The sequence below is a fragment of the Pseudomonas sp. AC229 genome, assembly GCF_979254655.1.
The window spans coordinates 130,280-155,996 of sequence record NZ_CEEDHK010000010.1 but is presented as its reverse complement, the minus strand read 5'-3'; the positions used below and the strand labels follow the sequence as shown (position 1 = coordinate 155,996).

Here is a 25,717-nt window from a genome sequence, read left to right as displayed (position 1 = left end):
GCCGATGAAAATATTTCTTATCTGGGTTGCCGATTTCGAATCTCGTCCGGCTCAAGCAGTAGAGCGGTTTAACCGCCACTAAATCTGCCCACGGCACAAGGATCGAGATTGATGACTCAGCATTACCCCCTTCTGGCAAAAGGCGTTCGCCTGGCATTGTTCGGCTTCGCCCTCGGCGGCCCGCTGTTACTTGGCAGTGCGCAGCCCGCTTGGGCGCAAACCGATGCCAGCCGCACCCAGTACACCATCGGCGCTGGCCCGTTGGGCACCGTGCTCAGCCAGTTTGCGGCGGCCAGTGGGGTGATGCTGTCGTTCGCTTCCACGCAAACAGCCGGCCTCAGCTCGCCGGGTTTGCGGGGCGAATACTCGGTTCAGGAAGGGTTTGCCAAGCTACTCGCCGGCAGCCATCTGCAACTGCGCGAGGAGGGCGCCAGCCGCTATAGCCTGGTCACGGTGCAAGCCGGTTCGGCGCTGGAGTTGGGCGCCACCGACATCAACGGCCAAACCCTCGGCACTACCACCGAAGGCAGCGGCTCGTACACCACCGGCGCGTTGAGCATCGGCAAAAGCGAGCAGAAGCTCAAAGACATTCCCCAGTCTGTCAGCGTGCTCACCCGCCAACGCATGGACGACCAGAACATCACCAGCCTCACCGAAGCGCTGGTCAACACCACCGGCATGACCTCCACCAAGTCGCCAGGCCCGGGCATGTTCATGTTCTCGCGCGGCTTCGATATCGAAGCGCTGCAATACGACGGCGTGCCGACGCCCCGCAACATTTACTCGCTGGGCAGCTACCTGACCGAATCGATGGCCATCTACGACCGTCTGGAATTTCTGCGCGGCTCAGCGGGCCTGCTGCAAGGCGCCAACAGCCCGGGTGGCGCGGTCAATCTGGTGCGCAAGCGCGGGCAGGGCAAACCCACCGTCAGCATCACCGGCAAGGCCGGTTCGTGGGACCGCTACGGCCTGCAACTGGACGCCGGCGGCCCGCTGAACGAAGCCGGCACGGTGCGTGGTCGCACCGTGGTGGACTATTCCCAAGGCGACTCGTTCGTCGACTACAAATGGAACTGGGACCAGACGGTATACGGCGCGCTGGATGTCGACCTCAGCGACAGCACCACGGTAGGCGTTGGCTTCAATCACCATCAAGGGCATTACCGGCCGTTCTTTCTCGGACTGGTGCGTTATGCCGACGGCAGCGACATCGGCCTCCCGCGCTCGACTTTCACCGGCTCCACATGGAACCGCGGCATGAATGACCAGACCTCGGTTTATCTGGATCTGGAGCACCGCTTCAACGACGACTGGAAATTCAAGAGCTCGGCGTTTGGCATGGTTGAGAGCAATGAGGCGACCTATCAGTATCTGGTCGTTGCCGAGGGCAGCGGCTCTGGCTATTTCGACTACGCCACTGACTATCAAAGCAAGAACGTCGGCCTCGACATGTTCGTGGATGGCAAATTCGAGGGCCTGGGGTTTGAGCAGTCTCTGGTCGTGGGCGGCAACTATTCGAAGTACACCAGCGAAGGGGCTTACGCCGCTTACCGAGATTGGACGGCAAGCATTTTGGATATCGACCACCACCGGCCGTACGAGGACATGGAAAACATCCTCAGCAAACCGAATGCCAGCCTCAACCCCAGCGAATACGACGTTCGCCAGAAAGGCCTTTACGGCACCTGGCGGGTAAAACTGCTGGAGCCGCTAACCCTGATTTTGGGCGGGCGCACCAGTTGGTATGACTACCAATACACCGCCTACCAGGAAAAACTCGGCCAGCGCCAGCCCGGCTGGGACGTGGATTCACAAATCAGCAGCACCGGACGTTTCACCCCGTACAGCGGCCTGGTTTATGAACTCACGCCCGAGTGGTCGGCCTACGTCAGCTATGCCGAAGTATTTATTCCCCAACCAGAACCGACGCTCGACAACAAACCGCTCAAACCCATCGAAGGCCGCAACTACGAGACCGGCTTGAAAGGCGAGCTGGCTGACGGGCGGGTCAATGTGTCCTTTGCGCTGTTTCGCTACGACCACCAAAACCGCGCCACGCAGATCTCCAGCCTGGGCTATATCTGCAACGGCTCGCTGTGTTCGCGAGCGGCGGGCGAAGTACGCAGCCAAGGCTTTGAAGCCGAGGTCAGTGGCGAGGTGTTAACCGATCTGGAACTCTCGGCCGGCTACACCTACAACACCACCAAATACCTGAAAGATCCGCAGAAAGAAGGCGAAATTTTCAGCACCTGGACGCCCAAGCACATGCTGCGCGTGTGGTCGAGCTACAAGCTGCCGGGCGATTTCAACCGCGTGAGCCTTGGCGCCGGCGTCAACGCCAGCAGCCATACACCCAGCCAGGACGACAAATTCGAATTGCCCGGTCTGGCCGTATGGAGCGCGCGCGTGGCGTACCAGGCCAGCGATGAAATTGGCCTGGCGATGAACCTTAACAACGTGTTCGACAAGAAGTACTACATCACCGCGTACAACGACGTTGATGGCGGCAACTACTACGGCGACCCGCGCAACGTCATGTTCACCGTCAAATACACCCCGCAGTTCTGACGCACCGGTGTACCCGTAGGAGCCAGCTTGCTGGCGAGCCCTGAAAAAGGTGATCTTGCGGAAGACTGCGTAACGGCCATCGCGACTAAAGTCGCTCCTACAAATTCAGGCAGCAGCCACAGACCTGTAGGAGCGACTTCAGTCGCGATTCCCTGGAAAAGGTGATCTTGCGCGAGACTGCGTAACGGCCATCGCGACTGAAGTCGCTCCCACAATTCCGGCGCGTGCCTCCGAGTGGGTGGCGGGGCGGATTGCGGGTTCTGGCGTGCGCCCCTTTGAACCTCGCCGTGGCTCCCGGTAAGATGCCCACACTTTTTCACCTCGCTATTCAGGACACCTCGCCATGAGCATCAAATCGGATAAGTGGATTCGCCGCATGGCCCAAGAGCACGGCATGATCGAGCCCTTTGTGGAGCGTCAAGTACGGGCAGAAGGCGCGAATGCGCTGATCTCTTACGGGGTGTCGAGTTACGGTTACGACGTGCGCTGCGCCGACGAATTCAAGGTGTTCACCAACATCAACTCGGCCACCGTCGATCCGAAGAACTTTGATGAAAAGAGCTTCGTCGACGTTAAAAGCGATGTCTGCATCATTCCGCCAAACTCTTTCGCGTTGGCACGCACCGTCGAGTTCTTCCGCATTCCGCGCGACGTGCTGACCATCTGCCTGGGCAAAAGCACCTACGCACGCTGCGGCATCATCGTTAACGTCACGCCGCTGGAGCCGGAATGGGAAGGTCACGTGACGTTGGAGTTCTCCAACACCACCACCTTGCCGGCGAAGATTTACGCCAATGAAGGCGTGGCGCAGATGCTCTTTCTGCAATCGGATGAAGCGTGCGAAGTGTCGTACAAAGACCGTGGCGGTAAATACCAAGGCCAACTGGGCGTGACCTTGCCCAAGGCTTGATAGCGTGCAGCGAAGATAAAAAAACCGGGCCATGTGCCCGGTTTTTTATTGGGTCGAGCTGTTCGTTTGCGGGACTCGAGGCTGAAGCCTCTCCCACAGAGATCGTGGCCTTTGTGGGAGAGGCTTCAGCCTCGATTCCTGGAAAAGATTATTTCAGATTCCCGCTCAAAAACTGCCGCAAGCGCTCGCTCTGCGGGTTATCCAGTACATCCTTCGGCGCGCCTTGTTCTTCGATTTTGCCTTGGTGCAAAAACACCACCTGGCTTGCCACCTGACGGGCGAAGCCCATTTCGTGGGTCACCAAAATCATGGTGCGGCCTTCTTCGGCCAGCGCCTGAATCACTTTCAGCACTTCGCCCACCAGTTCGGGGTCAAGGGCGGAGGTGGGTTCGTCGAAGAGCATGATTTCCGGTTCCATGGCCAAGGCCCGGGCAATCGCCACGCGCTGTTGCTGACCGCCGGAAAGAAACGCCGGGTATTGGTTGGCGACGCGCTCCGGCAAGCCGACTTTTTCCAGGTAACGGCGCGCGCGGGTTTCCGCTTCTTCCTTGCTCACGCCCAGCACCCGCCGTGGCGCCATGGTGATGTTTTCCAGCACCGTCATGTGGCTCCACAGGTTGAAGTGCTGGAACACCATCGCCAGGCGGCAGCGCAGGCGTTGCAGTTCGTCTTCATCAGCCACACGCATGCCGCCACGGTCGGCGACCATGCGCACTTGTTGGCCGTCCAGGCTCATGGCGCCGTCGTTGGGTTGCTCAAGGAAGTTAATGCAGCGCAAAAACGTGCTTTTGCCCGAGCCGCTCGCGCCGATCAGGCAGATCACGTCGCCACTTGCGGCCTTCAGTGAAACGCCTTTGAGCACTTCATTGTCGCCATAGCTTTTATGCAGGCCATCAATGGTCAGTTTGTACATGGACGAAAAACCTCAAGGCGAAAGTAGGTAGCCGCTGCGGTAGGCCTGGCTGCCGGCCACGTGGGCGATGGCCATGCCGGCCGTGGCCATGCGGCGCATCGAACGGGCGTACAGCAGGCCCGCCGTGCTGCAATAAATGGGCGTAACGCTGTCGCTGATCGGGTCGATGACTTCGGCAATCTGATCGCCCGCCGCCATCACTTGCCCGGGCGTGGCGCAAAATACCAGCAAGCCGCCCACCGGCGTGGTCACCGGTTCCACGCCGGCCAGCGGCGTTGCCGGCTGGCGCAACGCGGGCAGGGCAGGGGCTTCACCGGCCAGCACACCAACGTGGGTCAGGTAATTGAGAATGGCCTGGCAATCGGCGGCCGCCTGCGCGTGGGAAACGTCGAGCACGCCACGGTGTTCCACCGTTACGGCAATGGCACCCTGGGCAATCGGGAAGCGCTCGCCGAAGCGCTGCTGCATCTGTAGCCAGAACAGGCTGAAGCTTTCGTCGAACGACTGGCCGCCGGAATCGCTGGCCAGCAGGCTGGCGTCGGCGCCGATGTAGCGCGACAGCGGTTCGACCCGCTCCCAGGCTTCGGGCGTGGTGTACAGGTGCGCGACGGCTTCGAAGTCGCAGTGCAGATCGAGCACCACATCGGCCTGACAGGCCAGGCGCTGCAAGGTCAGGCGTTGCGACTGCAATTGCGTGGTCGGCGTGGCGTGGGTAAGCGCCTGATGCAGGCTGGCGCGGATCAGTTGCAGGTTGTGCGCAGCGTCGTCGTTGAGCAGCGACTCCACTTCGTCGCCCACGTGCTGGCTGACGTTGATAAAGGCGCGGTTAAAGTTCTCGCGCGTTTCCAGCTCGTAGCGGCCCAGCGGCATATCCATGACGACTTGCGCCTGGCCGATGGGATTGGCCACTGGCACCAGGGTCACTTCACCCAGTATCTGGCCCGCGTTTTCCAGCTCGGTCAGCCGCTGCTTGAGGTGCCAGGCCACCAACATGCCGGGCAACTCGTCGGCGTGCAGCGAGGCCTGAATGTAGGCGCGCTTGGCCGCCGGATCGACCGAGGCCGAACCGAAATGAAAGCTATGAATCTGCCGCGCGGTGCCGGGCACCGGGGCGAGAAGCTCGTGTTGTTGATGACGCATGGGCAACCCTTAATGCGCGGGACCGAGGAAGGCCAGCCAGCGTTTTTCCGCCAAGCGAAACAGGCCTACCAGGGTGAAGGTGATGGCCAAGTAGATCAGCGCTGCGATGCCGAACGATTGAAAGGTCAGGAAGGTGGCCGAGTTGGCGTCCCGCGCGACTTTGAGAATGTCTGGCACGGTGGCGGTGAAGGCCACGGTGGTGGAGTGCAGCATCAGAATCACTTCGTTGCTGTAATACGGCAACGAACGGCGCAGCGCCGAGGGCATGATCACGTAGGCATACAGCTTCCAGCCGTTAAGGCCATAAGCCTTGGCCGCTTCGACTTCGCCGTGGTTCATGCTGCGAATGGCACCGGCGAAAATCTCGGTGGTGTAGGCGCAGGTGTTCAGCGAGAAGGCCAGAATCGTGCAGTTCATGGCGTCGCGGAAGAACGAGTCGAGCACCGGCACTTCGCGCACGGCGGCAATGCTGTAGATGCCGGTGTAGCAAATCAGCAGCTGGATATACAGCGGCGTGCCACGGAACAGGTAGGTGTAAAACTGCACCGGCCAGCGCACCAGGCGTGAGGGCGAAACGCGGGCAATCGATAACGGAATCGAGACCAGAAAGCCGAAAAAAATCGACGCACTGAGCAGCCACATGGTCATGGCCAGCCCGGTGATGTTGACGCCATCGCTGTAGAGAAACGGTCTCCAGTATTCCTGCAGTAACTCGATCATCGCACCGCCTCCCGCGCGCCAGCCGCGTAGCGCCGTTCGAGGCGTCGTAAAACAAAGTTCGACGCACTGGTGATCGCCAGGTAAATCAGCGCCGCCAGCACCAGAAAGTAGAACAACTGATAGGTGCTCTTGCCGGCGTCTTGCGCGGCTTTCACCACGTCGGCCAGGCCGATGATCGACACCAGCGCCGTGGCTTTGAGCATCACCATCCAGTTATTGCCGATGCCCGGCAGGGCGAAGCGCATCATTTGCGGAAACACCACATAGCGAAAGCGCTGGCCACGTTTCAGGCCATAGGCCGTGGCAGCTTCAATCTGCCCACGGGGCACGGCCAGAATGGCGCCGCGAAAGGTTTCGGTGAAATACGCGCCGTAGATAAAGCCCAGGGTAATGACCCCGGCGGCGAAGGGATCGATCTCGATGTAATCCCACTCCATCGCGTCGGTGAACGACGACAGCCAGGTTTGCAGGCTGTAGAAAATCAGCAGCATCAACACCAAGTCGGGCACGCCGCGAATCAGGGTGGTGTACAGCTGCGCCGGAATGCGCAGGGCGCGCAGGCTCGACAGTTTGGCGCTGGCGCCGAGCAGGCCGAGCACAACGGCCACCAGCAGCGACAGAACCGATAATTTGATGGTCATCCAGGTGCCAAGCAGCAGCAGCGGGCCGAAGCCTTTCAAGCTGAAGGCCGACAGCCCGAGAAATTGCAGCAGGTTTTCGAACATGAGGAACGCTCATCGCTAAACAAAACGCCCACCCGTATGACGGGGTGGGCGGTTACTGGGCCGTTATTGCGACGGCCCGCTCGGCTTATTTATTGCCGAGGTACAGATTCAGCTCACCGAAGTGCTTCTTCTGGATTTCAGCGTATTTGCCGTCGTCGTGCAGGGCTTTGATGCCTTTGTTCAGCAGGGCTTTGAGTTCGTCATTGCCCTTGGAGATGCCGATAGCGGTTTTGGCCGGCAGCAGTTCGCTGTCGATCGCCTCGCTCACTTCGTAATCAGCGCCTTGTGGCGACTTCAGGAAGCCCAACTCGGCTTGCAGCATGTCCTGGATGGACGCATCCAGACGGCCGCTGGTGAGGTCGGCGTAAACCTGATCCTGGTTCTGGTAGGCCTGGGTTTTCACACCGGCTTTATCCAGCACGGCCTTGGCATAGGCTTCCTGAATGGTGCCTTGCTCGTAGCCCACGGTTTTGCCTTTCAGCGACGCCGGGTCAGCGGTCAGGCCAGCGCCTTTCTTGAATACCAGCGAGGTAGGACCGGAGAACAGTTCGTCCGAGAAATCGATAACTTTTTCGCGGGCCGGGGTGACGGTCATGGAGGAAATCACGCCGTCGAACTTGCGTGCTTTCAAACCAGGGATCATGCCGTCGAAATCGCTTTCAACCCATTTGCACTTCACTTTCAGCTCCGCGCAGATGGCGTTGCCCAAGTCGATGTCGAAGCCAACCAGGCTGCCGTCAGCGGCTTTGGATTCGAAGGGAGCGTAGGAAGGATCGACACCGAAGCGGATTTCTTTGAATTCTTTGGCTTGCAGCGCACCGGCGCCAATGCAAAGGGCCAGGGCAGAAAGAGTCAGCCATGCTTTCTTCATTGCTTGTGTCCTTAGTGTGTAGATCACGTGAGATAACGCGGAAGTACGACGGGAAACAGTCCCGAACGAGTGTATGCCAGCAATTTTCGAACCACTGTACCGCTATCGACATATTGGATCAGAAAGCCGCCGCGCCTGGCTATCCACCCGCCCCGTAAAACCTTGGCAACTAACGATAATTTTTCATTGCACCGAAACGGTGCGTCAACACGGGGCATTCGGTAACAGCCTGGTGCGTGGCGGTAGCGAATGCCGTATGACGGTGGGGGTTTCCAACTTTCGGCGGGTGCATTTACACAGAACCAAACCCCAAGGGTGGCCTCTACACCTCATCAGGCCCGACACCACTGCCTCCTGTGGCGTGGACCATGGACCCACCGCTGCGAGGACCGTTAAGATTTGCCCCTCTCTTTCTTCACTCAACAGCTCCGCGGAACCTGCATGCCCCAGTTAAAGCGCAAGCCCGACCCTCTCATGAGCGACGACCGCTACCGGATGCTCCTCGATGCGGTCACGGACTACGCCATTTATATGCTCGACGCCAACGGTCTGGTCAGCAGCTGGAACGCTGGCGCCAAGCGCTTCAAAGGCTACGAAGAAAGCGAAATTCTCGGTCAGCACTTCTCCCGCTTCTACACCGAAGAAGACCGCGCCCGCGGCATGCCCGAGCGCGCGCTGTCTACCGCCGAAGGGGAAGGGCGGTTCGAGGGCGAAGGCTGGCGGCAACGCAAGGATGGCGAGCGCTTCTGGTGCCATGTGGTCATCGACCCCATCCGCGACACCCACGGCACCCTGATCGGCTACGCCAAAGTCACCCGCGACCTGACCGAGCGCAAACTCGCCGAAGAATCGCTGAAGCAGAGCGAGCAGCAGTTCCGCTTGTTGGTCGAAGGCGTGACCGACTACGCCTTGTACATGCTCGACCCCACGGGCGTGATCACCAACTGGAACACCGGCGCCCAGCGCATCAAGGGCTACACGCCGCAGGAAATCATCGGCAAGCACTACTCGCTGTTTTTCAGCGCCGAAGACGCCGCCAATGGCGAGCCGCAACGGGGCCTGAGCCGCGCCGTGAGCGAAGGGCGTTTTGAAAGTCAGGGCTGGCGCATCCGTAAAGATGGCACGCGCTTCTGGGCCAGCGTGGTGGTTGATCCCATCCGCAACGACCTCGGCATGCTGATCGGCTTCGCCAAAATCACCCGCGACATCACTGAAACCATGGAAGCCCAGCACGCGCTGGAGAAAGCGCGCGAATCGCTGTTCCAGGCGCAGAAAATGGAATCGCTGGGGCGCCTTACGGGCGGCATCGCCCACGACTTCAACAACCTGCTGATGGTGGTGTTGGGCAGTTTGGAAGTGGTGCGCCGGCGCGTGCCCAACGACCCGAAAGTGCTCAACTTGCTCGACAACGCCATCCAAGGCGCGCAACGCGGCGCCACGCTGACCCAACGCATGCTGGCCTTTGCCCGCAGCCAGAAATTGGTGGTTGAAGCACTCGACGCGCCGGCACTGGTGCGCGGTATGTCCGACATGCTGCAACGTGCGCTGGGGCCGCAAACCCGCATTGAAGTGCGCTTTCCGCTGCGCTTGAGCCCGCTGTTCGCAGACAGCAACCAGTTGGAAATGGCCTTGCTCAACCTGGCCGTCAACGCCCGTGACGCCATGGCCAGTGGCGGCCAGATTGTGATCGCCGCGCGTGAAGAAGAACTCGCCGCCGACGACGGTGAACTCAAAGCCGGCCGCTATGTGTGCCTGTCCGTGACCGACAGCGGTGAAGGCATGGACAGCGACACGCTGGAGCGCGCCCGCGAACCGTTCTTCACCACCAAGGGCGTCGGCAAAGGCACCGGCTTGGGGCTGTCGATGGTGCATGGCTTCGCCCAGCAATCCGGCGGCCGACTGCTGCTTAGCAGTGTGCTGGGGCAGGGCACTACCGCAGAAATGTGGTTGCCGGTAGCCGACGGGCCGGTGGCTGGGCTGGGCGCCGAAACGCCTGTGCTGCCGGTGACATCCGTATTGCAGCCGTTGAACGTGCTGGTGGTGGATGATGATCCGCTGGTGCTGTTGAGCACGGCGGCCATGCTCGACGACCTGGGCTGCACCGCCCTGCAGGCCTCGTCCGCCGACCAGGCGCTGCACCTGCTGGGCAACGGTGCGCGCATTGACGTGGTGGTGACCGATTTGGCCATGCCCGTGATGACCGGCGCCGAACTGGCCCAACACATCAAACGACGCTGGCCCACCTTGCCGGTACTGCTCGCCAGCGGTTACGCCGACAAACTCAGCGAAACCGACGCCGCCTTGCCCCATATAGGCAAACCGTTTAGCCAGTCGGAATTAGTGCAGGCACTGCTTGAATTGTGTCCCTAGTGGATTGACCCGTACGCACCGCTGAAGGGTGCGCTGGCAGGTGGTGCACTAGCGGCTTGGAAAAAGGGTTGGTTGTAAAGCTTCAGAACGTTCCTGGGCCAATAACCGAATGCTCCCATGGCGTCGCGTGCCCCTGACTAAGAAGACTGCCGGCAATCAAAATTGCCGGAGTCTGAATGATGAACCCACTAGATATGCCCCGAACCCTTTCATGCCAAAAGGGGCGACCGCCGGGGCGCCAGCTGTTGCTGGCGGCACTGATCAATCTGACGGTTATGCAAACGTATGCCGTCGCGGCGCCCACCGTTATCACCGGGCAAACCATCGATACCAGCACCGGCCAATCACCGGGAGTCTCGGTCAATGCCGGCGACGTGGTGGAGGTCACCCACTCAAGCATCACAACGCGCGGCCACGCTTCTGCGGCCCTCAAGTCAGAAGGCACGCTGACTGGCAACAGCCTCACCTTGCGCACGACCGGCTCCACCGCCTCGGCGGTAGAAGCCAGCAACGACGGGCGCATCGACCTCGTACAAGCGCAGATCAGCGCGGAGGGCTCAAGCGCTATCGGCGTGTCGGCGACGGACCGCGCACGCATCTCGCTGAACAACGGCAGCGTTTCTACCAGCAAAACCATGGGCTACGGCGTGTTTAGCGATACGTCTTCCCGGGTGGAACTGGAAAACGTCACGGTCTCTACGGCCGGTGGGTCGGCCATCGGTATGGGGGTTTTCGACAACGCAGGGGTGGTGCTGACCCACAGCGCAGTCGAAACCTCAGGTATCGAAGCCCATGCCCTGATGCTCATGGGCACCAGTGCTGCGATGCCGGCAACCGCCAACATCGTCGACAGCCGTGTCACCACACGCGGGGATTTTTCGGTTGGCATCAACGTTAATTCCGACGCCACGGTTCAAGTCAGCGGCAGCCAGATCAGCACCTCGGGTGAAGACGCCCACGGTGTGTGGTTAGCCAGCGTAGATGCCACGGCCAATCTCGATGACGTGAGCATTCGCACCGAGGGCGACGGGGCTGTCGGAGTCTCCAGCCAGGACGGCACGGCGACCTTGCGCAAGGTAACCATCACGACTTTGGGCGAACAAGCCCACGGGTTATATAGCCAAGGCGATACCGCCAGAATCGATGCCACCGGCATCTCCATATCCCTTGATGACGCCGGCGTTGGGGCGTTTGCCGTATCGGGCGGCATGGTCACGCTCAACACGGGCACGGTTAATACCCGCAATGGCGGAGTCGGCTTGATGGCGGCGATAGATTCGCGCATTGCCGCCACCGACATGGACGTGACAGCCCAGGGTGACGGCGCGGCCGCCGCCCTAATGAACCGAGGCGCCACGCTAACGCTGGAGAATGTTCGGGCAAGTGCAGCCGGCTTGGACAGCATTGTCCTGGGCGCCGTGGGCACCGCCGATGACCAGTTGAACCAAGCGACGGTCGAGGGCGGTAGCCTGACCGCAGGGCAGGGTTCGGCCATCGCCGTAATTGGCGGGAAACTCGACGTGACACTGAGCAACACCACCGTCAGCGGGCAGCGACTGCTCGACATCAATGAGAACCTGGTCAACGGCGCCAGCGTCGCCCATGGCGCCGTGCGGGTATTGGCGCAGCACAGCGTGCTGACAGGCGACGTCCAGGTGGCTGGCGCCAGCACCGGAGATTCCGAGCTGAATCTGGATAACTCGACACTGACTGGCGCTGTCCAGCACCTTGATCGACTTGATGTCCTGGACACCAGTCGCTGGAACGTCACCGGCGACTCTACGCTCGTCGACTTGCACAACAGCGGCACCGTGGCCTTCCAGCCCGGCACAACTTTCAAGACGTTGACCGTTCAGGGTGATCTCACCGGTTCCGGCATTTTCGCCCTAAACACCGATTTGGCCGGCGAACGCGGGGATCTGCTCACCGTGCTCGGCGCCGTGCAGGACGACCAGACCTTGATAATCGCCGACTCCGGTCGCGAGCCGGGCGCTGCCAACGGCGAACTGCTGGTGGTCGATGGCAGCGGCGGCGCGGGGAGGTTTGCCCTGGCAGGTCGGCCTTATGTAGATGCCGGCGCGTTCCGCTACACCCTGGAGAAGGAAGGTGACGACTGGCTGCTGCGCAACACCTCGATTAACGCGGTCGACAGTATCTCCGACGGCAGCAATGCGGCGCTGGGCAATCAGGTCGCGGCTGCCGTGCTGTGGGGCGCGGAAATGAATGCGTTGGTCAAACGCCTGGGTGAGTTGCGCATGGGCGATGACCGTGGCGGCGTCTGGACGCGCGGCATTGCCAAGCGCTTCAACGTCGAGAATGGCCACAGCCGCGCGTTCACTCAGCAGGTTCGTGGCCTGGAAGTGGGGGCCGACCAGGCCATCGACCTGCCAGAGGCCAAGCTGTACCTCGGCGCCATGGTCGGCGCGGCAACGTCATCGCAGCATTTCGGCGCAGGCGCCAACGGCGAGATCAACAGCCGCCTGCTGGGCGTGTACGCAACGTGGATGGATGCGCGCGGGTACTACCTCGACAGCGTGGCGAAGTACAACTGGATGGAGAACGAGGTTAAAACCCAGGCCAACACCGGTAGCCGCATCAAAGGCAGTTACCGCGCCAGCGGGTACGCCGCCGATATCGAATTCGGGCGGCAGATCAGCTTGCAACACAACTGGTATATCGAGCCGCAGGTGGAGCTCACCTATACCCACATAGGCGCCGAGCGCTACACCGCAAGTAACGGGCTGAAAGTGGCGCCTGGCGACGCCAGCTCGTTACAAGGCCGGGTCGGAGTGTTGCTAGGCAGAACGCTCACGCAGCCCAATGGCTTGGCGTTTCAGCCTTACGTGAAAGCCTCGTATGTGCACGAGTTCGCCGGTGAAAGTTCGGTTGAAGTCAACGGCTACACCTTGGACAACAAGGTGGCTGATGCTCGCGTCGAAGTCGGCTTTGGTGGGGTGTTGCAGGTGAGTCAGGCAACCAAGATTTCTCTGGATGTCGAACATGCGCAAGGCCGTCAGGTAGACCAACCCTGGGCAGTCAATCTGGGTGCGCGGTATCTCTTCTAACGCCAGGGCAGAGCGGCTGACGAACACCGTCGTCAGCCGCTCTGCACCGCTGCTGGTTACACCTTCGGCGGATTGGTTTCGCGTTCTGGATGGCGGTGTTTAGCCACCGCTTCCACGAACGATTTCACCAAGCCTTTATCGGCCGCCTTCGCCACGATGACCCCCGGCACACTGCTGGCGATATCGATATTCGCCTGTTGCAGCAAGGCACTGCCACCGCCCGCGCTGGCAATGGTTTTGCCATGACGGAACGCGTCGCGTAGAAACTCTAACGCACGGCCATCGGCTTTCAGCGCTTCGATGGCGGCTTGGCCGTTGGGCACATACACCGCATCGAACAACGGCGACGGTTGGTTTTCCAGCGACGCATCGGCCACCACTTCGCCGCCTGCCGCACCGGTAAACGCACCCACACGCGGACCGACCAAACGCACCACCGCGTCTTCGGCAATCAAGCCTTCGGCGACGGTTTTCACGCTGGCCTCATCAATGCCGTTGGCCACCAGAATGGCGATCTGGCGCGTCTTGATGCTGCCGTCTCCCGGCCGCGCCAACAACGACAATGACGGCGACAGCTCAACTTCCGGCTTAACCGGCGTCACCAATGCTTTTGGCAACGGCTCCGGCAGCGGTGCGCCCAGCCCATCAGCGACACCTTGGGCCAGTTTTTCCGAGATGTTGCGCAACTGCGCGAGCATGCGCGTGCGCACCGCCGGCACTGTCACTTTGCTCAGCTCGAAACGCAGCGCGTCAATGATGTGCTGCTGTTCGAACGGTGCTTGGCTGTTGAAGAACAGCGTGGCCTGGTTGTAATGCTCAGCGAATTTCTCCGGTTTGCCGCGTACCTCGTCGCCTTGCACCGGCTCGGGGAAGGGCACGAAACCCATCTCGCCGGTCTGGAACGGACAGCCGCCAGCCAGCGAGTTCGGCTCATACGCCACACGGCCGCGGTTGATGGTTTGCCGATGCATACCATCGCGCTGGTTGTTGTGCACCGGCGCTAGCGGCGAGTTGATCGGGATTTCGTGGAAATTCGCGCCACCCAAACGGCTGATTTGCGTGTCCACATACGAGTGAATGCGGCCAGCCAGCAGCGGGTCGTTGCTGAAATCGATGCCCGGAATCACATGGGCCGCGCAGAACGCCACCTGCTCGGTTTCGGCAAAAAAGTTATCAGGGTTGCGGTTGAGCACCATGCGCCCCACAGGCCGCACCGGTACTAATTCTTCGGGAATCAGTTTGGTCGGGTCGAGAATGTCGAAGCTGAACGCTTCAGCCTGCGCCTCGCTCACCACCTGCACACCCAGCTCCCATTCAGGATAGGCGCCAGCCTCGATGGCTTCCCACAGGTCGCGGCGGTGGTAATCCGGGTCGGCCCCGGAGACTTTCACCGCTTCGTCCCACACCTGCGAGTGCGTGCCGAGCAACGGGCTCCAGTGGAACTTCACAAAATGCGATTCGCCGCGCGCGTTGACGAAGCGGAAGGTGTTCACCCCGAAGCCCTGCATCATCCGGTAGCTGCGCGGAATGCCACGGTCAGACATCACCCACATGATCATGTGAGCCGCTTCTGGCGACAGCGAGATGAAGTCCCAAAAGGTGTCGTGCGCCGACGCGGCTTGCGGCATGCCGTGGTGCGGTTCGGGTTTGACCGCGTGCACCAGGTCAGGGAATTTCATCGCGTCCTGAATGAAGAACACCGGAATGTTGTTGCCCACCAGATCCCAGTTGCCCTGGTCGGTGTAGAACTTCACGGCGAAACCACGGGCATCGCGGGCGGTGTCTTTCGAGCCACGTTCACCGGCCACGGTGGAGAAGCGCACAAACACCGGCGTTTGTTTACCGGCAGCGGCGAAAGGCGCAGCGCGGGTGATTTCGCTGAGGTCTTCGTAGGCTTCAAAAAAACCGTGAGCCGCCGAGCCACGGGCATGCACGATGCGCTCTGGAATGCGTTCGTGGTCGAAGTGGGTGATCTTCTCGCGCAGGATGAAATCTTTCAGCAGCGCCGGGCCACGCAGGCCGGCTTTCAGCGAGCTTTGGTTATCGCCCACCGGTACGCCCTGGTTGGTAGTCAACCCTTGGCCAGCGCTGTCAGCTTGCACGCGCGGCAGCTCGCCGCTATTGGCATTGAAGCCCGGCTGCGCGGCGCCGATCTTCTCGTTGATATTGTCTTCGCTCAAGGTGCTGGCGCCGACCACCGGTGGCGCGGCGACCGTTTCGCCTGGGCTTGGCCGGGTCGAGGCAGCGCCATATTCCTTGGCTTTGTTGGCGTTGAACGGGCAGGCGGCAACGGTTTGGTGCACGGCCTCGGCCTGTGCCGCTTGTGCCGGAGTTGCGCTGGCGGGTTGGCCGGCGGTGGCCGGTGGTTGCGGCTGCGTAGCTTGTTTGGCGGAAGGTTTACCGGCGGCGGGTTTTTTCGGCGTAGCCATTAGATGCTCCTGATCAGGTAGGTCCTTGGGGGGAGCGAGCGACCGTTACGGCAGGTCCTTCGCTGAATATCCCGTTAAGCCCCACGGTGGGCTTATGGGTTATCGAGAGCCGGCGGTACGCAGAGGTTCAGGGAATCTTGCTATCAGGCTGATTGAACGGCGCTATCAAAACGGCGTTGCCGGCACCTCCGTAGGCGCCAGCTTGCTGGCGAACCCTGGAAACGAAGTTCTTTCCCGCGTGAGCGAAATTCGCCAGCAAGCTGGGGACAGCGCAGAGAGAAAGTGTCCAGCCGAGCAATTGCCATGGCACTGCCGTGCTATCAGACCAAATGCGGGGCAGGGCGGCTGAACCTCGCCTAGGCTGATCTGCACCTTTTGCGAAACCCGCGAGGTTTGGCCGTGAAACGATCCTTTCCCGCCGCCTGTGTGTTGCTTCAGGAGCATTTCGCACCCCTTGGCCTGGAAGCCAGCATGGACAGCACCCATTCGATGCTGGTGCGTATCTACCAACCCGACAGCGGCGCCACGCTGCTGTCCATCGCCGGCATCGCCTGCAGTGCCAGCCTGCATCGCGATGACATCGAACGGATCATCGATGAAATCGAATCCGACATCCGCCTGTTACAACCGCAACTGCTCAAGCAAACCCTGGCGTTGTACTCGGTGGGATAAGCGCGCGTGCACTGCCATTACCCAGACGATTCGCCGGCTTGCATAAGCCGCTCCAGCCTTGCGCCGTGCCGTATTCCCCTTGAACTTTCCGGCCACGGGCAGCCCTATTAAAAAGGCCTGCCATAGAGGCGTCTTTGCGCTTTAAACTCTGTGCCCAGCCGTTTGCCTGCTGTGCGTTTATTTTTGCTTTCCACCGATCACAAGGCCGTCGATCAGGAACTTTTCCCGTCGCCCGCCTCACTGCCTGAGGTCTTCATGAGCGACACCCCAGAACCGCGCGATTCGGATTCGCCGTCATTGACGCGCAGCCATCTCACGTTTCCGGTTGTAGGCATTGGTGCCTCGGCAGGTGGTTTACAGGCGCTGATCAAACTCTTCGAGCAAATGCCTGACGATTGCGGCATGGCCTTTGTGGTGGTCATGCACCTGTCGCCTGAACACGAAAGTCAGCTTGAGTACATTCTGCAAAAAGCCACGGCCATGCCCGTGCACGAGGTGGCCCAGGCCATTCCCATCGAAGCCAACCATGTTTACGTGATTCCGCCGGGCATGGACCTGTCGATGAACGACGGCCACTTGCGCCTGGCCACGCCGCAACGCACCCGTGGCATGCACGTCGCCATCGACCTGTTCTTCCGCGCGCTGGCCGAAGTGCACCAAACCCACGCCATTGCCATGGTGCTGTCCGGCTCTGGCGCAGATGGCGCCGTGGGCCTGGCACGTATCAAAGAGAAGGGCGGCATCACCCTCGCGCAGTCGCCCGACGAAGCCGAATTCGCCTCCATGCCACGCAGCGCTATTGAGTCTGGCGTGGTCGATATCGTGCTGCCGGTAGCCGAATTGGCAGCCCGCTTGGTGCACCTGAGCAACAACATTCAGGAACTGCACATTCCCTTGCCGGATGCCCCGGACGAGGTGCGCAAGGAGCCCGACGCGCAACTGGCCAAATCCAGCGAGATTGCCCTGCGCGACATCCTCAGCCTGCTGCGAGCGCGCACTGGCCACGATTTCAAGCACTACAAACAAGCCACGGTGCTGCGTCGAATCGAGCGGCGCATGCAGGTCAACGGCATCAGCGATATGCCGGCCTACACCACGCTGCTCAACGAGCACATGGAAGAAACCCCGGCGCTGCTGGATGACATGTTGATCGGCGTGACCAACTTCTTTCGCGACGTGGAAGCGTTCGAAGCGCTGGAGCGCGAGGTGATCCCCGCGCTGTTCGACAAACCCATTGACGGCGACGGCGACGCGCAGATTCGCGTGTGGTCCGTGGCCTGTTCCACCGGCGAAGAGGCGTATTCGTTGTGCATGCTGCTCAGCGAACACGCCGAGCAAACCATGAGCAACGCCGAACTGCATGTGTTCGCCACCGACATCGACGACAGCGCCCTGGCCATTGCCCGCTCCAGTCTGTACCCGGAATCGATTCTCACCGACGTCAGCCCCACGCGCCTGCGCCAGTTCTTCACCAAGGAAGCGGCCTACTACCGAGTGAAGAAAGAGGTGCGCGAGAAAATCCTGTTCGCCACCCACAACATTCTGCGCGACCCGCCGTTCTCGCGGCTGGACATGATCTCGTGCCGCAATCTGCTCATTTACCTCGACCGCGACATTCAGGCCGAAGTGCTGCGCATGTTCCACTTCGCCCTGAACCCAGGCGGCCTGCTGTTTCTCGGCAGTTCGGAAACAGCCGATGCGTGCCCGAATTTGTTCGCTGTGGTGGATAAGAAAAATCGCATCTACCGCGCTAAGAATTCTTCGCACAAACGGCCGAGCATGCCCATCAGCACGTTCTCCGGCCCGTTGCCGATGCCCGTGCCGCGAGGGCTGAATGTGCCGCAGCGCAGACCCTCGTTTGCCGATGTGCACCAGCGTGTGCTGGAGCAGTACGCGCCGCCAAGCGTGATCGTTAATTTCGATTCCGACATCGTGCATATGTCGGCCCGGGCGGGCGAATTCCTGCGCTACATCGGTGGCGAACCAACGCTCAACTTGCCTGCGGTCGTGCACCCGGAACTGCGACTGGAACTGCGCACCGCGCTGTATCAGGCGATCAAGACCGGTAAGAGCGTGGACGCCCGGCGTGTGAAGCTGGAGCAGGGCGGCAGCGCCAGTTACGTCAACATGGTGGTCAAGCCGTTCCGCGATTCCGAGTCGGCCAGCGACTACGTGCTGGTGCTGTTCGACAAGGTTGATGACAGCCTCGACCCGGGCCCGCTGCAACGTGGCGCCAGCAAAGATTCGGTGCTGACTCATCTGGAAGCCGAGCTGCAGCAGACCAAAGAACAACTGCAACAAACCATGGAGCATTCCGATGCTTCCACCGAAGAACTGCGCGCCTCGAACGAAGAGCTTCAGGCCATCAACGAAGAACTGCGCTCGGCCACCGAAGAGCTGGAAACGAGCAAGGAAGAGCTGCAGTCGATCAACGAAGAATTGGTGACGGTGAACGCCGAGCTGAAGGTGAAAGTTGACGAAGCCAGCAAGATCACCGACGACCTGCAAAACCTGATTTCCTCCACCGATATCGCGACGCTGTTTGTCGACCGGCAGATGCGCATCAAATGGTTTACCCCGCGCACCGGCGACATCTTCAACGTCATTCGCAATGACGCCGGCCGCTCGATACTCGACATCACCCACCGCCTCGATTACCCCGACCTGATCAGCGATGCCACGCGCGCCTTTGAAGAACTGCGCCTGATCGAACGGGAAGTCACCAGCGCCGATGGCCGCTGGTACCTGGCGCGGTTCCTGCCGTACCGCACCACCGACGACCGCATCCAAGGCTCGGTGCTGACCTTTATCGACATCACCAGCCGGCGCTTCGCCGAAGAAAAAATGCGCGCCGGCGAAGCCCACACCAAATTGTTGGCCCAGAGCATCAAGGCCTACGCAATCGTCACGATGGACTGCGCCGGCATCATCACCTCATGGAACGGCGGGGCTGAATTGCTGTTTGGCCACGAAGCCAGCTCGGTCGTTGGCAAGTCGCTGGACCTGCTCTACCAGCAGGAAGATCGCGCCCAAGGCTTGCCGGAGCGCGACCGCCAGCGCGCCGAGCGCGAGGGTCAACTCAGCGAGGCGCGCAGTTTCGTCTGCAGCAATGGCAGCCATGTGCCCAGCCATTGCCTGCTGCAGCCGATGTTCAACAGCACGTTGCACGGTTTTGCACTGGTGGCGCACGACCTCACCGAACAGCAACGCCGCGCCCACGAAAGCGAAAACCTGTTGTTCACCGCCCAGGCCAGCAACGAGCGTAAAGACGAGTTTTTCGCCGTGCTGTCCCACGAACTCAAACACCCGCTGAACCTTATTCAACTGAACATGGACGTGATGACCCGCACGCCGTTGTTCAAAGCTTCGCCGCCGCTTAACCGGGCCGGCGATGCCATTCAGGCCGCCGTGCGCAACCAGTCGCGCATTATCGACGACCTGATGGACATTTCCCGCGTGCGCACCGGCAAGCTCAACCTGAGCATGGCCGTGCGCGACTTCAGCGACTCCGTGCGCAACACCTTCGACATGTTCAAGCCCATCGCCGAAGGTGACCACATCGAGCTTACGTACCGCGACGAGGGCGAGCCTCTGTTCGTCAACGCCGACAACACGCGTCTTGAGCAAATGATCTGGAACCTGCTCAACAACGCCTTGAAATTTACCCCGGCCGGTGGGCGTGTGAGTCTGGCCGTGAGCCGTGATGGTGACGCCGCCCGGCTCGATGTGGTCGACACCGGCCAGGGCATCGACCCGGATTTCCTCGGCAAGGTATTTGATCTGTTTGGCCAGGCCGACATGCAACACGTGCACCGCTCCAAAAACGGCCTGGGCATTGGCCTGGCGCTGGTGCATCAATTGGTCGAAGCCCACGGCGGACGTATCGAAGCGTTCTCTGAAGGGCGAGGGCGGGGGGCGCGTTTCAGCCTGTGGCTGCCGATCTGTCTGCAAACCGAGCTGCAACTTAAAACCGGCATCGAGGCCGCTGCCGTGGCGGGCAGTCTCACCGGCGTGCAGGTGTTGGTGGTCGACGACTCGCCCGATATTCTCAACGTCATGGAAATGCTGCTAGAAGGCGAAGACGCCACCGTGACCACCGCTGAAAACGGCGAGCGCGGCTTGGCGTTGGCCAAAGACAACCGCTACGACCTGATTCTCTCGGACATCGGTATGCCGCTGCTCGACGGCCACCAAATGATGCGCGCCATCCGCCAAGCCAGTGCCAACCCGCACACGCCCGCCGTTGCGTTATCGGGTTACAGCACCAAGCAGGACGTGGACGACGCGGTGGCGGCGGGCTTCAATCTGCACCTGCAAAAGCCGGTGGCCATGGACACGCTGCTTGAAGCCGTCGCCACGCTATTGAACAAGCCCCACTAAGACGCCAGCGCCACGCTGTTAAGGAGCACGTTTGTCGGTCTACTTGGTGGTGCTGTTCGCCGCGTTGCTGCACGCCAGTTGGAACGCCATCGTCAAAGGCGGCACCGACAAGCTGTTAAGCACCGTCTTGCTCACCGGCTGCGGCGCGGTGATGGCGCTGTTGCTGCTGCCCTGGCTTGCACAACCGGCAGCGGCGAGCTGGCCGTATATCGGCGCGTCGGTGGGTTTGCAGGTGGTGTATTTCATCTTGGTCGCGCGGGTGTACCACCTGGCCGACATGAGCCAGACCTACCCGATCATGCGCGGCACCGCGCCCTTGCTGGTGGCGCTGGTCAGTGTGGGTTTTCTTCACGAACATTTGCCGCCGCTGGCGCTGCTCGGTATCGGGCTTATCTGCCTGGGCATTCTGGCCATGGCGTTTTCGCGCCGGGCTGTCCGCCCTACGCCCAGCCAGCGGCTCGGCTTGCTGCTGGCGCTGCTCAACGCCGGCGTTATCGCCGCGTACACCTTGGTCGACGGCCTCGGCGTTCGCCGCTCTGGCGCCCCGGCGGCCTACACCTTGTGGCTGTTTCTGCTGACGGGCTTGGTGTTAATCGGCTGGGTGCTGCTGATGCGCAGGCGCGCGTTCGTGGCCTACGCGGCAACGTATTGGCGGATGGGAGTAGTCAGCGCGTTCGGCACCTTAGCCTCTTACGGCCTGGCGCTGTGGGCCATGACCCTGGCGCCGGTCGCGGTGATCGCGGCGCTACGGGAAACCTCGATTCTGTTCGGCGTGCTGATCGCCGGACTGTTTCTAAAAGAACGGCTCAGCGCCGCGCGCATCGTCGGCGCCAGCATCATCGTTGCTGGCGCCGTGGTGCTGCGGCTGGCCTGAACGCGTGACCGCCGGTTAGCGGTCTTGGGCTTCCTTGGCGTCCATCTCCGCGTTGCGCTCATGGACCTTTCTTAGCTGCTCATCCGTAAGTGGCAGCTTCTTCGCCGTGTCGCGCAACATCATCAAGCCGCCGACGATCGAGCCAAGCGCCAACGCCAAAATCAGCCAGGCATACCAAGGCATAACGTTCTCCTTAACTTTATACGCGGGGCAGAGATGCCAACCGCTGTGCAGGTTGGATCATCCGCCCTTGAGAGCGTTCAGCCAATGTATTGAAGGCTGCTTCGCAACGCCTCAGCCCAGCCACCCACAACCCCGTAGGAGCGGCTTCAGCCGCGATGCCCTTAATCCTACTTGCCCTCACTCGACCACAACCCCAAACCCGCTGAAATCCCCGCCCCGCAACGGTTGCACGGCGCACTAACGTACCAATTGCTTACGCGATGTAAGCCATTCGCTATCCGACTTGTGCGTGATGTCGCAATAGTGGCCATTCGGTCAATAAAGCGTCGCCAAATTTTTGCGTGTCCTGTTTAATCCGCGCCTTCGCTTTTCCAAACCTTATTCTTCAAGGGATTGAAGGCTTATGCCTGCGCTACGTTTTAGGGTGCTGCTCTGCACCTTGTTGGCTGTTTCTTCCACCGCATTTGCCGAGCTGCCAGCCGACCGCGACCTGATCCGCGACCGTCAGGAGCGAGTCCTGCAAGAACAGCAACAACGCCTTCAAGACCTGCAACAACTGCCAGGCAAAAGTGCCGAGGCCACCGCGCCGGCCATCAACCCGGACGAGCAGTGCTTCGCCATCACCCGCATTACCTTGCAAGGCGCCACGCTGATTTCCCCCAGCCGTCAGGCCGAACTGCTGCGCCCCTACCAAGGCCAATGCCTGGGCGGCACGCAGCTCAACGCATTGTTGAAAACGATCACCCAGTACTACCTCGACCACGGCTACGTCACCTCGCGCGCCTACCTGCCCCAGCAAGACCTGGCCGACGGCACGCTGGAAGTGCTCGTTGTGGAAGGTCGCCTCGAAGGGCTGGAGCCTTCCGCCATCGCCAGCCCGCGTGAGCTGAACATGGCGTTCCCTGGCACGCCGGGTGAAGTGCTCGACCTGCGCGAACTGGAGCAACTGGTCGACCAACTCAATCGCCTGCCGTCGCGCCCGGCGCAGATGGAACTGGTGCCCGGCAGCGAAGTGGGCGGCAGCCGCGTGCGCTTGCAAGGCGAGCGCGGCAAGCCGTGGCAAGCCAACCTCAACCGCCACAACGACGGCCAGACCTCGACCGGCGAACAGCAGTGGGGCGCCGGCTTCACCTGGGACAGCCCGCTGGGCCTAGCCGACCAACTGAGCCTGCGCGGCGGTGGCGACACCGTCAGCGATCACTGGAAACACTCCGCCAACCAAAGCGTCGGCTACAACGTGCCGTACGGCTGGTGGTCGTTCAATTACAGCTACAGCCAGAGCTACTACCGCACCCGCAGCGCCGGCGCGGGCTTTGTGTTCGGCTCTGACGGCGACAGCAAAACCCATAGCCTGCGCGCCGAACGCGTGTTGCACCGCGACGACGTGAGCAAGACCGCCGCCAATTTTGGCGTCTCGCACCTGCAAACCCGCAACTACCTGAACAACAACCTGATCGACGTCTCCAGCCAACGCCTCACCGAAAACCAGCTCGGCCTCAACCACGGCCGCCGCATCGGCAACGCCTTCGTCAACCTCGACGTCGGCTGGCAGCAAGGCACCGGCGCATTCGACGCCCAGGGCGAAGGTGATCCGCACCGCAACCAGCCGGTGGCCCGTTACAACAAATACAGCCTCACCGCGAGCTACCTGCAGCCCTTCACCCTGTGGAACGAAAACTTCAGCGTCGACAGCCTGGTCAACGGCCAGCGCAGTGAAGACGTGCTGTTCAGCCCGCAGCGCATCAGCCTGGGCGGCCTCAGCTCGGTGCGCGGCTTCAAGGAGCAATCACTGTCCGGCGACAGCGGCGCCTACTGGCGCAACCAGGTGCGCTGGCGCCGGCCCATCGCTTTCGAACCACTGCGCCCGTTCCTGCAGGAATACGGCGTGGCGCTGGCCTACGACCTCGGCGTGATTCACGGCAACGGCCACAACGGCGCGCAACACGGGCGCCTGTCCGGCAACGCCGTGGAGTTCAGCACGCGCGGTCGCAACGTAGCGGCCAGCGTCACCTTCGCCCGCTCGCTGGAACGCCCCGACGCCATCGAGCGCCAGGAGCACCCCATCTATTTTCGCGTCGACCTTTTTTTCTAACCGTTTACCCAGGGAGTTTCACCGCATGTTGATGAATAAAACCGTGGCTTCTCCAGCGCTGCTGGCGCTGTTGGTAATGGGGCTGGCCGGCTGCGCCACCGAGTCCTCGCGCAGCGTGCCTGTGCAGCAAGTAGTCAGTGCCACCACCGCCTACAACGGCGCCCGCAGCCCAATCGCCGTGGGCAAGTTTGATAACCGCTCGAGCTACATGCGCGGCGTGTTCTCGGATGGTGTGGATCGTCTGGGCAGCCAAGCCAAAACCATCCTTATCACCCACCTGCAACAGAGCAACCGCTTCAAAGTTCTGGACCGCGACAACATGGGCGAAACCCTTCAGGAAGCCCAAATCAAAGGCCAGGTTCAGCGCCTGAGCGGAGCCGACTACGTGGTGACCGGCGATGTGACCGAGTTCGGTCGCAAGGAAGTGGGCGACCACCAACTCTTCGGCATTTTGGGCCGCGGCAAAACCCAGGTTGCCTACGCCAAGGTAGCGCTCAACATCGTCAACATCTCCACCTCCGAAGTGGTGTATTCGGCCCAGGGCGCCGGCGAGTACTCGCTCTCCAACCGCGAAGTGGTGGGCTTTGGTGGTACCGCCAGCTACGACTCCACGTTGAACGGCAAGGTGCTCGACCTGGCCATGCGTGAAGCGGTGGACAAACTCGTAGGCGCAGTCGATAGCGGCGCATGGAAGCCGTAACGCTGAGCAACTGAAGCATTTAAAACAGGGAAAGCAGGGAATGAATTTGACGTTTTCAGGGCGGGGCATGGCCGCCATGTTGCTGGTCGGCAGCATGGCATTGGGCGGTTGCGCACAGCAGCCAGCGCTGTACCAGTGGGGCAACTACCAACCCCAACTGCGCGAGCATTTCAACGGAGGTTCACCCGAAGCGCAGCTCGAGGTGTTGAAAGCCGATCTGCAGAAAATCCAGGCAAAAAACGGCGCGATACCGCCCGGTTTCTACGCGCAGATGGGCATGTTGTATTCCAGCCAGGGCGACGAAGTGCTGACGATGCGTTCGTTTGAAAACGAGAAGGCACTGTTCCCGGAGTCGGCGCCCTACATGGACTTCTTGATGAAGAAGAAAACAACCTCGGAGGTTAAATAATGGCGCGCACCTACCGCACCTGTGCATGGCTTGTGGCACTGGCACTGTTGGGCGGCTGCGTCGCACCGCCCAAGAGCCTCGATTATTCGGCGTACAAACAAGCGCGGCCGCGCTCCATTCTGGTTCTGCCGCCGGTAAACGAGTCGCCCGACGTGAAAGCCACCTACGGCGTGCTCGCGCAAGTCACCGTGCCGCTCGCCGAAGCCGGTTACTACGTGGTGCCGGTCGCGCTGGCCGATGAAACCTTTCGCCAGAACGGCTTGAGCACCGCCAACGATGCCCACCAGGTGGCCCCCGCCAAACTGCACGAGATTTTCGGCGCCGATGCCGGCCTGTACATCACCGTGAGCCAGTACGGCACCCAGTACCTGATTCTGAGCAGTGCCACCACCGTGACCGCCAGCGCCAAGCTGGTCGACCTGAAAACCGGCACCACGCTGTGGACCGGTTCGGCCACGGCCTCCAGCAACGAAGGTAACAACAACTCCGGAGGCGGGCTGGTTGGCATGCTGGTGACGGCTGCCGTCACGCAGATCATCAACAGCTCCATGGACGATGCGGCGTACCCCATCGCTGGCACCACCAGCGGCAGGCTGCTCTCCACGGCCAAAGGCTCAGGCCTGCTGTATGGCCCGCGTTCGCCCAAGTACCAAAGCGACTAACCCGTTTATGTGCTGCAAACACCGCCCCGCAGCG

The 25,717-nt window shown here is 61.2% G+C and carries 18 protein-coding genes; 11 read left to right on the top strand and 7 right to left on the bottom strand.

The window, feature by feature from the left end:
- Positions 1 to 111 precede the first annotated feature (111 nt).
- Together AC0IW7_RS15395 and dcd are read left to right on the top strand one after the other, a co-directional pair.
- Entirely contained in the window at positions 112 to 2,568 is a 2,457-nt protein-coding gene (locus tag AC0IW7_RS15395) for a TonB-dependent siderophore receptor (protein ID WP_471819176.1), read from the top strand.
- Between the two features lie 343 nt (positions 2,569 to 2,911).
- Positions 2,912 to 3,478, top strand: a complete 567-nt coding sequence (gene dcd / locus AC0IW7_RS15390; RefSeq protein ID WP_108097498.1) for a dCTP deaminase — start codon at positions 2,912 to 2,914, stop codon at positions 3,476 to 3,478.
- Between the two features lie 148 nt (positions 3,479 to 3,626).
- Here the strand turns inward: dcd and AC0IW7_RS15385 are convergent, their stop codons facing one another.
- The 5 genes from AC0IW7_RS15385 to AC0IW7_RS15365 form a co-directional block, all read right to left on the bottom strand.
- Positions 3,627 to 4,391, bottom strand: coding sequence for an ATP-binding cassette domain-containing protein (locus AC0IW7_RS15385; protein WP_122495260.1), 765 nt, complete (start codon positions 4,389 to 4,391; stop codon positions 3,627 to 3,629).
- Positions 4,392 to 4,403: 12 nt separating this feature from the next.
- Positions 4,404 to 5,531, bottom strand: coding sequence for a succinylglutamate desuccinylase/aspartoacylase family protein (locus AC0IW7_RS15380; RefSeq protein ID WP_471819174.1), 1,128 nt, complete (start codon positions 5,529 to 5,531; stop codon positions 4,404 to 4,406).
- Between the two features lie 9 nt (positions 5,532 to 5,540).
- Positions 5,541 to 6,251 (bottom strand): ABC transporter permease, encoded by a 711-nt coding sequence (locus AC0IW7_RS15375; protein ID WP_122495264.1) that lies wholly within the window; start codon positions 6,249 to 6,251, stop codon positions 5,541 to 5,543.
- Positions 6,248 to 6,976, bottom strand: a complete 729-nt coding sequence (locus AC0IW7_RS15370) for an ABC transporter permease (protein WP_122495266.1) — start codon at positions 6,974 to 6,976, stop codon at positions 6,248 to 6,250. Before AC0IW7_RS15370 ends, AC0IW7_RS15375 begins: the two co-directional genes overlap by 4 nt.
- 85 nt (positions 6,977 to 7,061) lie before the next feature.
- Positions 7,062 to 7,847 carry a transporter substrate-binding domain-containing protein gene (locus AC0IW7_RS15365; protein ID WP_122495268.1) on the bottom strand — a complete coding sequence of 262 codons (786 nt, stop codon included), beginning with the start codon at positions 7,845 to 7,847 and terminating at the stop codon, positions 7,062 to 7,064.
- Between the two features lie 441 nt (positions 7,848 to 8,288).
- Here AC0IW7_RS15365 and AC0IW7_RS15360 point away from each other — a divergent pair, with 441 nt between their 5' ends.
- On the top strand, positions 8,289 to 10,217 hold the full coding sequence (locus AC0IW7_RS15360; protein WP_471819171.1) for a hybrid sensor histidine kinase/response regulator: 1,929 nt from the start codon (positions 8,289 to 8,291) through the stop codon (positions 10,215 to 10,217).
- A gap of 275 nt (positions 10,218 to 10,492) precedes the next feature.
- Positions 10,493 to 13,282, top strand: a complete 2,790-nt coding sequence (locus AC0IW7_RS15355; protein ID WP_471819169.1) for an autotransporter outer membrane beta-barrel domain-containing protein — start codon at positions 10,493 to 10,495, stop codon at positions 13,280 to 13,282.
- A gap of 56 nt (positions 13,283 to 13,338) precedes the next feature.
- Here AC0IW7_RS15355 and AC0IW7_RS15350 read toward each other — a convergent pair whose 3' ends face one another.
- Complete coding sequence (locus tag AC0IW7_RS15350) at positions 13,339 to 15,711, bottom strand: catalase (protein ID WP_471819167.1); 2,373 nt, start codon at positions 15,709 to 15,711, stop codon at positions 13,339 to 13,341.
- Between the two features lie 399 nt (positions 15,712 to 16,110).
- Here AC0IW7_RS15350 and AC0IW7_RS15345 point away from each other — a divergent pair, with 399 nt between their 5' ends.
- The 3 genes from AC0IW7_RS15345 (at position 16,111) to AC0IW7_RS15335 (ending at position 21,637) form a co-directional block, all read left to right on the top strand.
- Complete coding sequence (locus AC0IW7_RS15345) at positions 16,111 to 16,383, top strand: DUF1652 domain-containing protein (RefSeq protein ID WP_471819165.1); 273 nt, start codon at positions 16,111 to 16,113, stop codon at positions 16,381 to 16,383.
- Between the two features lie 255 nt (positions 16,384 to 16,638).
- Positions 16,639 to 20,763, top strand: a complete 4,125-nt coding sequence (locus tag AC0IW7_RS15340; protein ID WP_471819163.1) for a chemotaxis protein CheB — start codon at positions 16,639 to 16,641, stop codon at positions 20,761 to 20,763.
- A gap of 31 nt (positions 20,764 to 20,794) precedes the next feature.
- Complete coding sequence (locus tag AC0IW7_RS15335; protein WP_471819161.1) at positions 20,795 to 21,637, top strand: EamA family transporter; 843 nt, start codon at positions 20,795 to 20,797, stop codon at positions 21,635 to 21,637.
- Between the two features lie 15 nt (positions 21,638 to 21,652).
- Here the strand turns inward: AC0IW7_RS15335 and AC0IW7_RS15330 are convergent, their stop codons facing one another.
- Complete coding sequence (locus AC0IW7_RS15330) at positions 21,653 to 21,820, bottom strand: DUF2897 family protein (RefSeq protein WP_122450515.1); 168 nt, start codon at positions 21,818 to 21,820, stop codon at positions 21,653 to 21,655.
- A gap of 403 nt (positions 21,821 to 22,223) precedes the next feature.
- Here AC0IW7_RS15330 and AC0IW7_RS15325 point away from each other — a divergent pair, with 403 nt between their 5' ends.
- From AC0IW7_RS15325 to AC0IW7_RS15310, 4 genes are read left to right on the top strand one after another with little or no spacing between them, the layout of a single operon-like run.
- On the top strand, positions 22,224 to 23,912 hold the full coding sequence (locus AC0IW7_RS15325) for a ShlB/FhaC/HecB family hemolysin secretion/activation protein (RefSeq protein ID WP_471819159.1): 1,689 nt from the start codon (positions 22,224 to 22,226) through the stop codon (positions 23,910 to 23,912).
- 31 nt (positions 23,913 to 23,943) lie between these two features.
- Complete coding sequence (locus tag AC0IW7_RS15320) at positions 23,944 to 24,612, top strand: CsgG/HfaB family protein (RefSeq protein ID WP_122496498.1); 669 nt, start codon at positions 23,944 to 23,946, stop codon at positions 24,610 to 24,612.
- Between the two features lie 40 nt (positions 24,613 to 24,652).
- Positions 24,653 to 25,021 (top strand): DUF4810 domain-containing protein, encoded by a 369-nt coding sequence (locus tag AC0IW7_RS15315; RefSeq protein WP_471819157.1) that lies wholly within the window; start codon positions 24,653 to 24,655, stop codon positions 25,019 to 25,021.
- Positions 25,021 to 25,683, top strand: coding sequence for a DUF799 domain-containing protein (locus AC0IW7_RS15310; protein WP_471819155.1), 663 nt, complete (start codon positions 25,021 to 25,023; stop codon positions 25,681 to 25,683). The genes AC0IW7_RS15315 and AC0IW7_RS15310 overlap by 1 nt, the downstream gene beginning before the upstream one ends.
- Positions 25,684 to 25,717 lie beyond the last annotated feature (34 nt).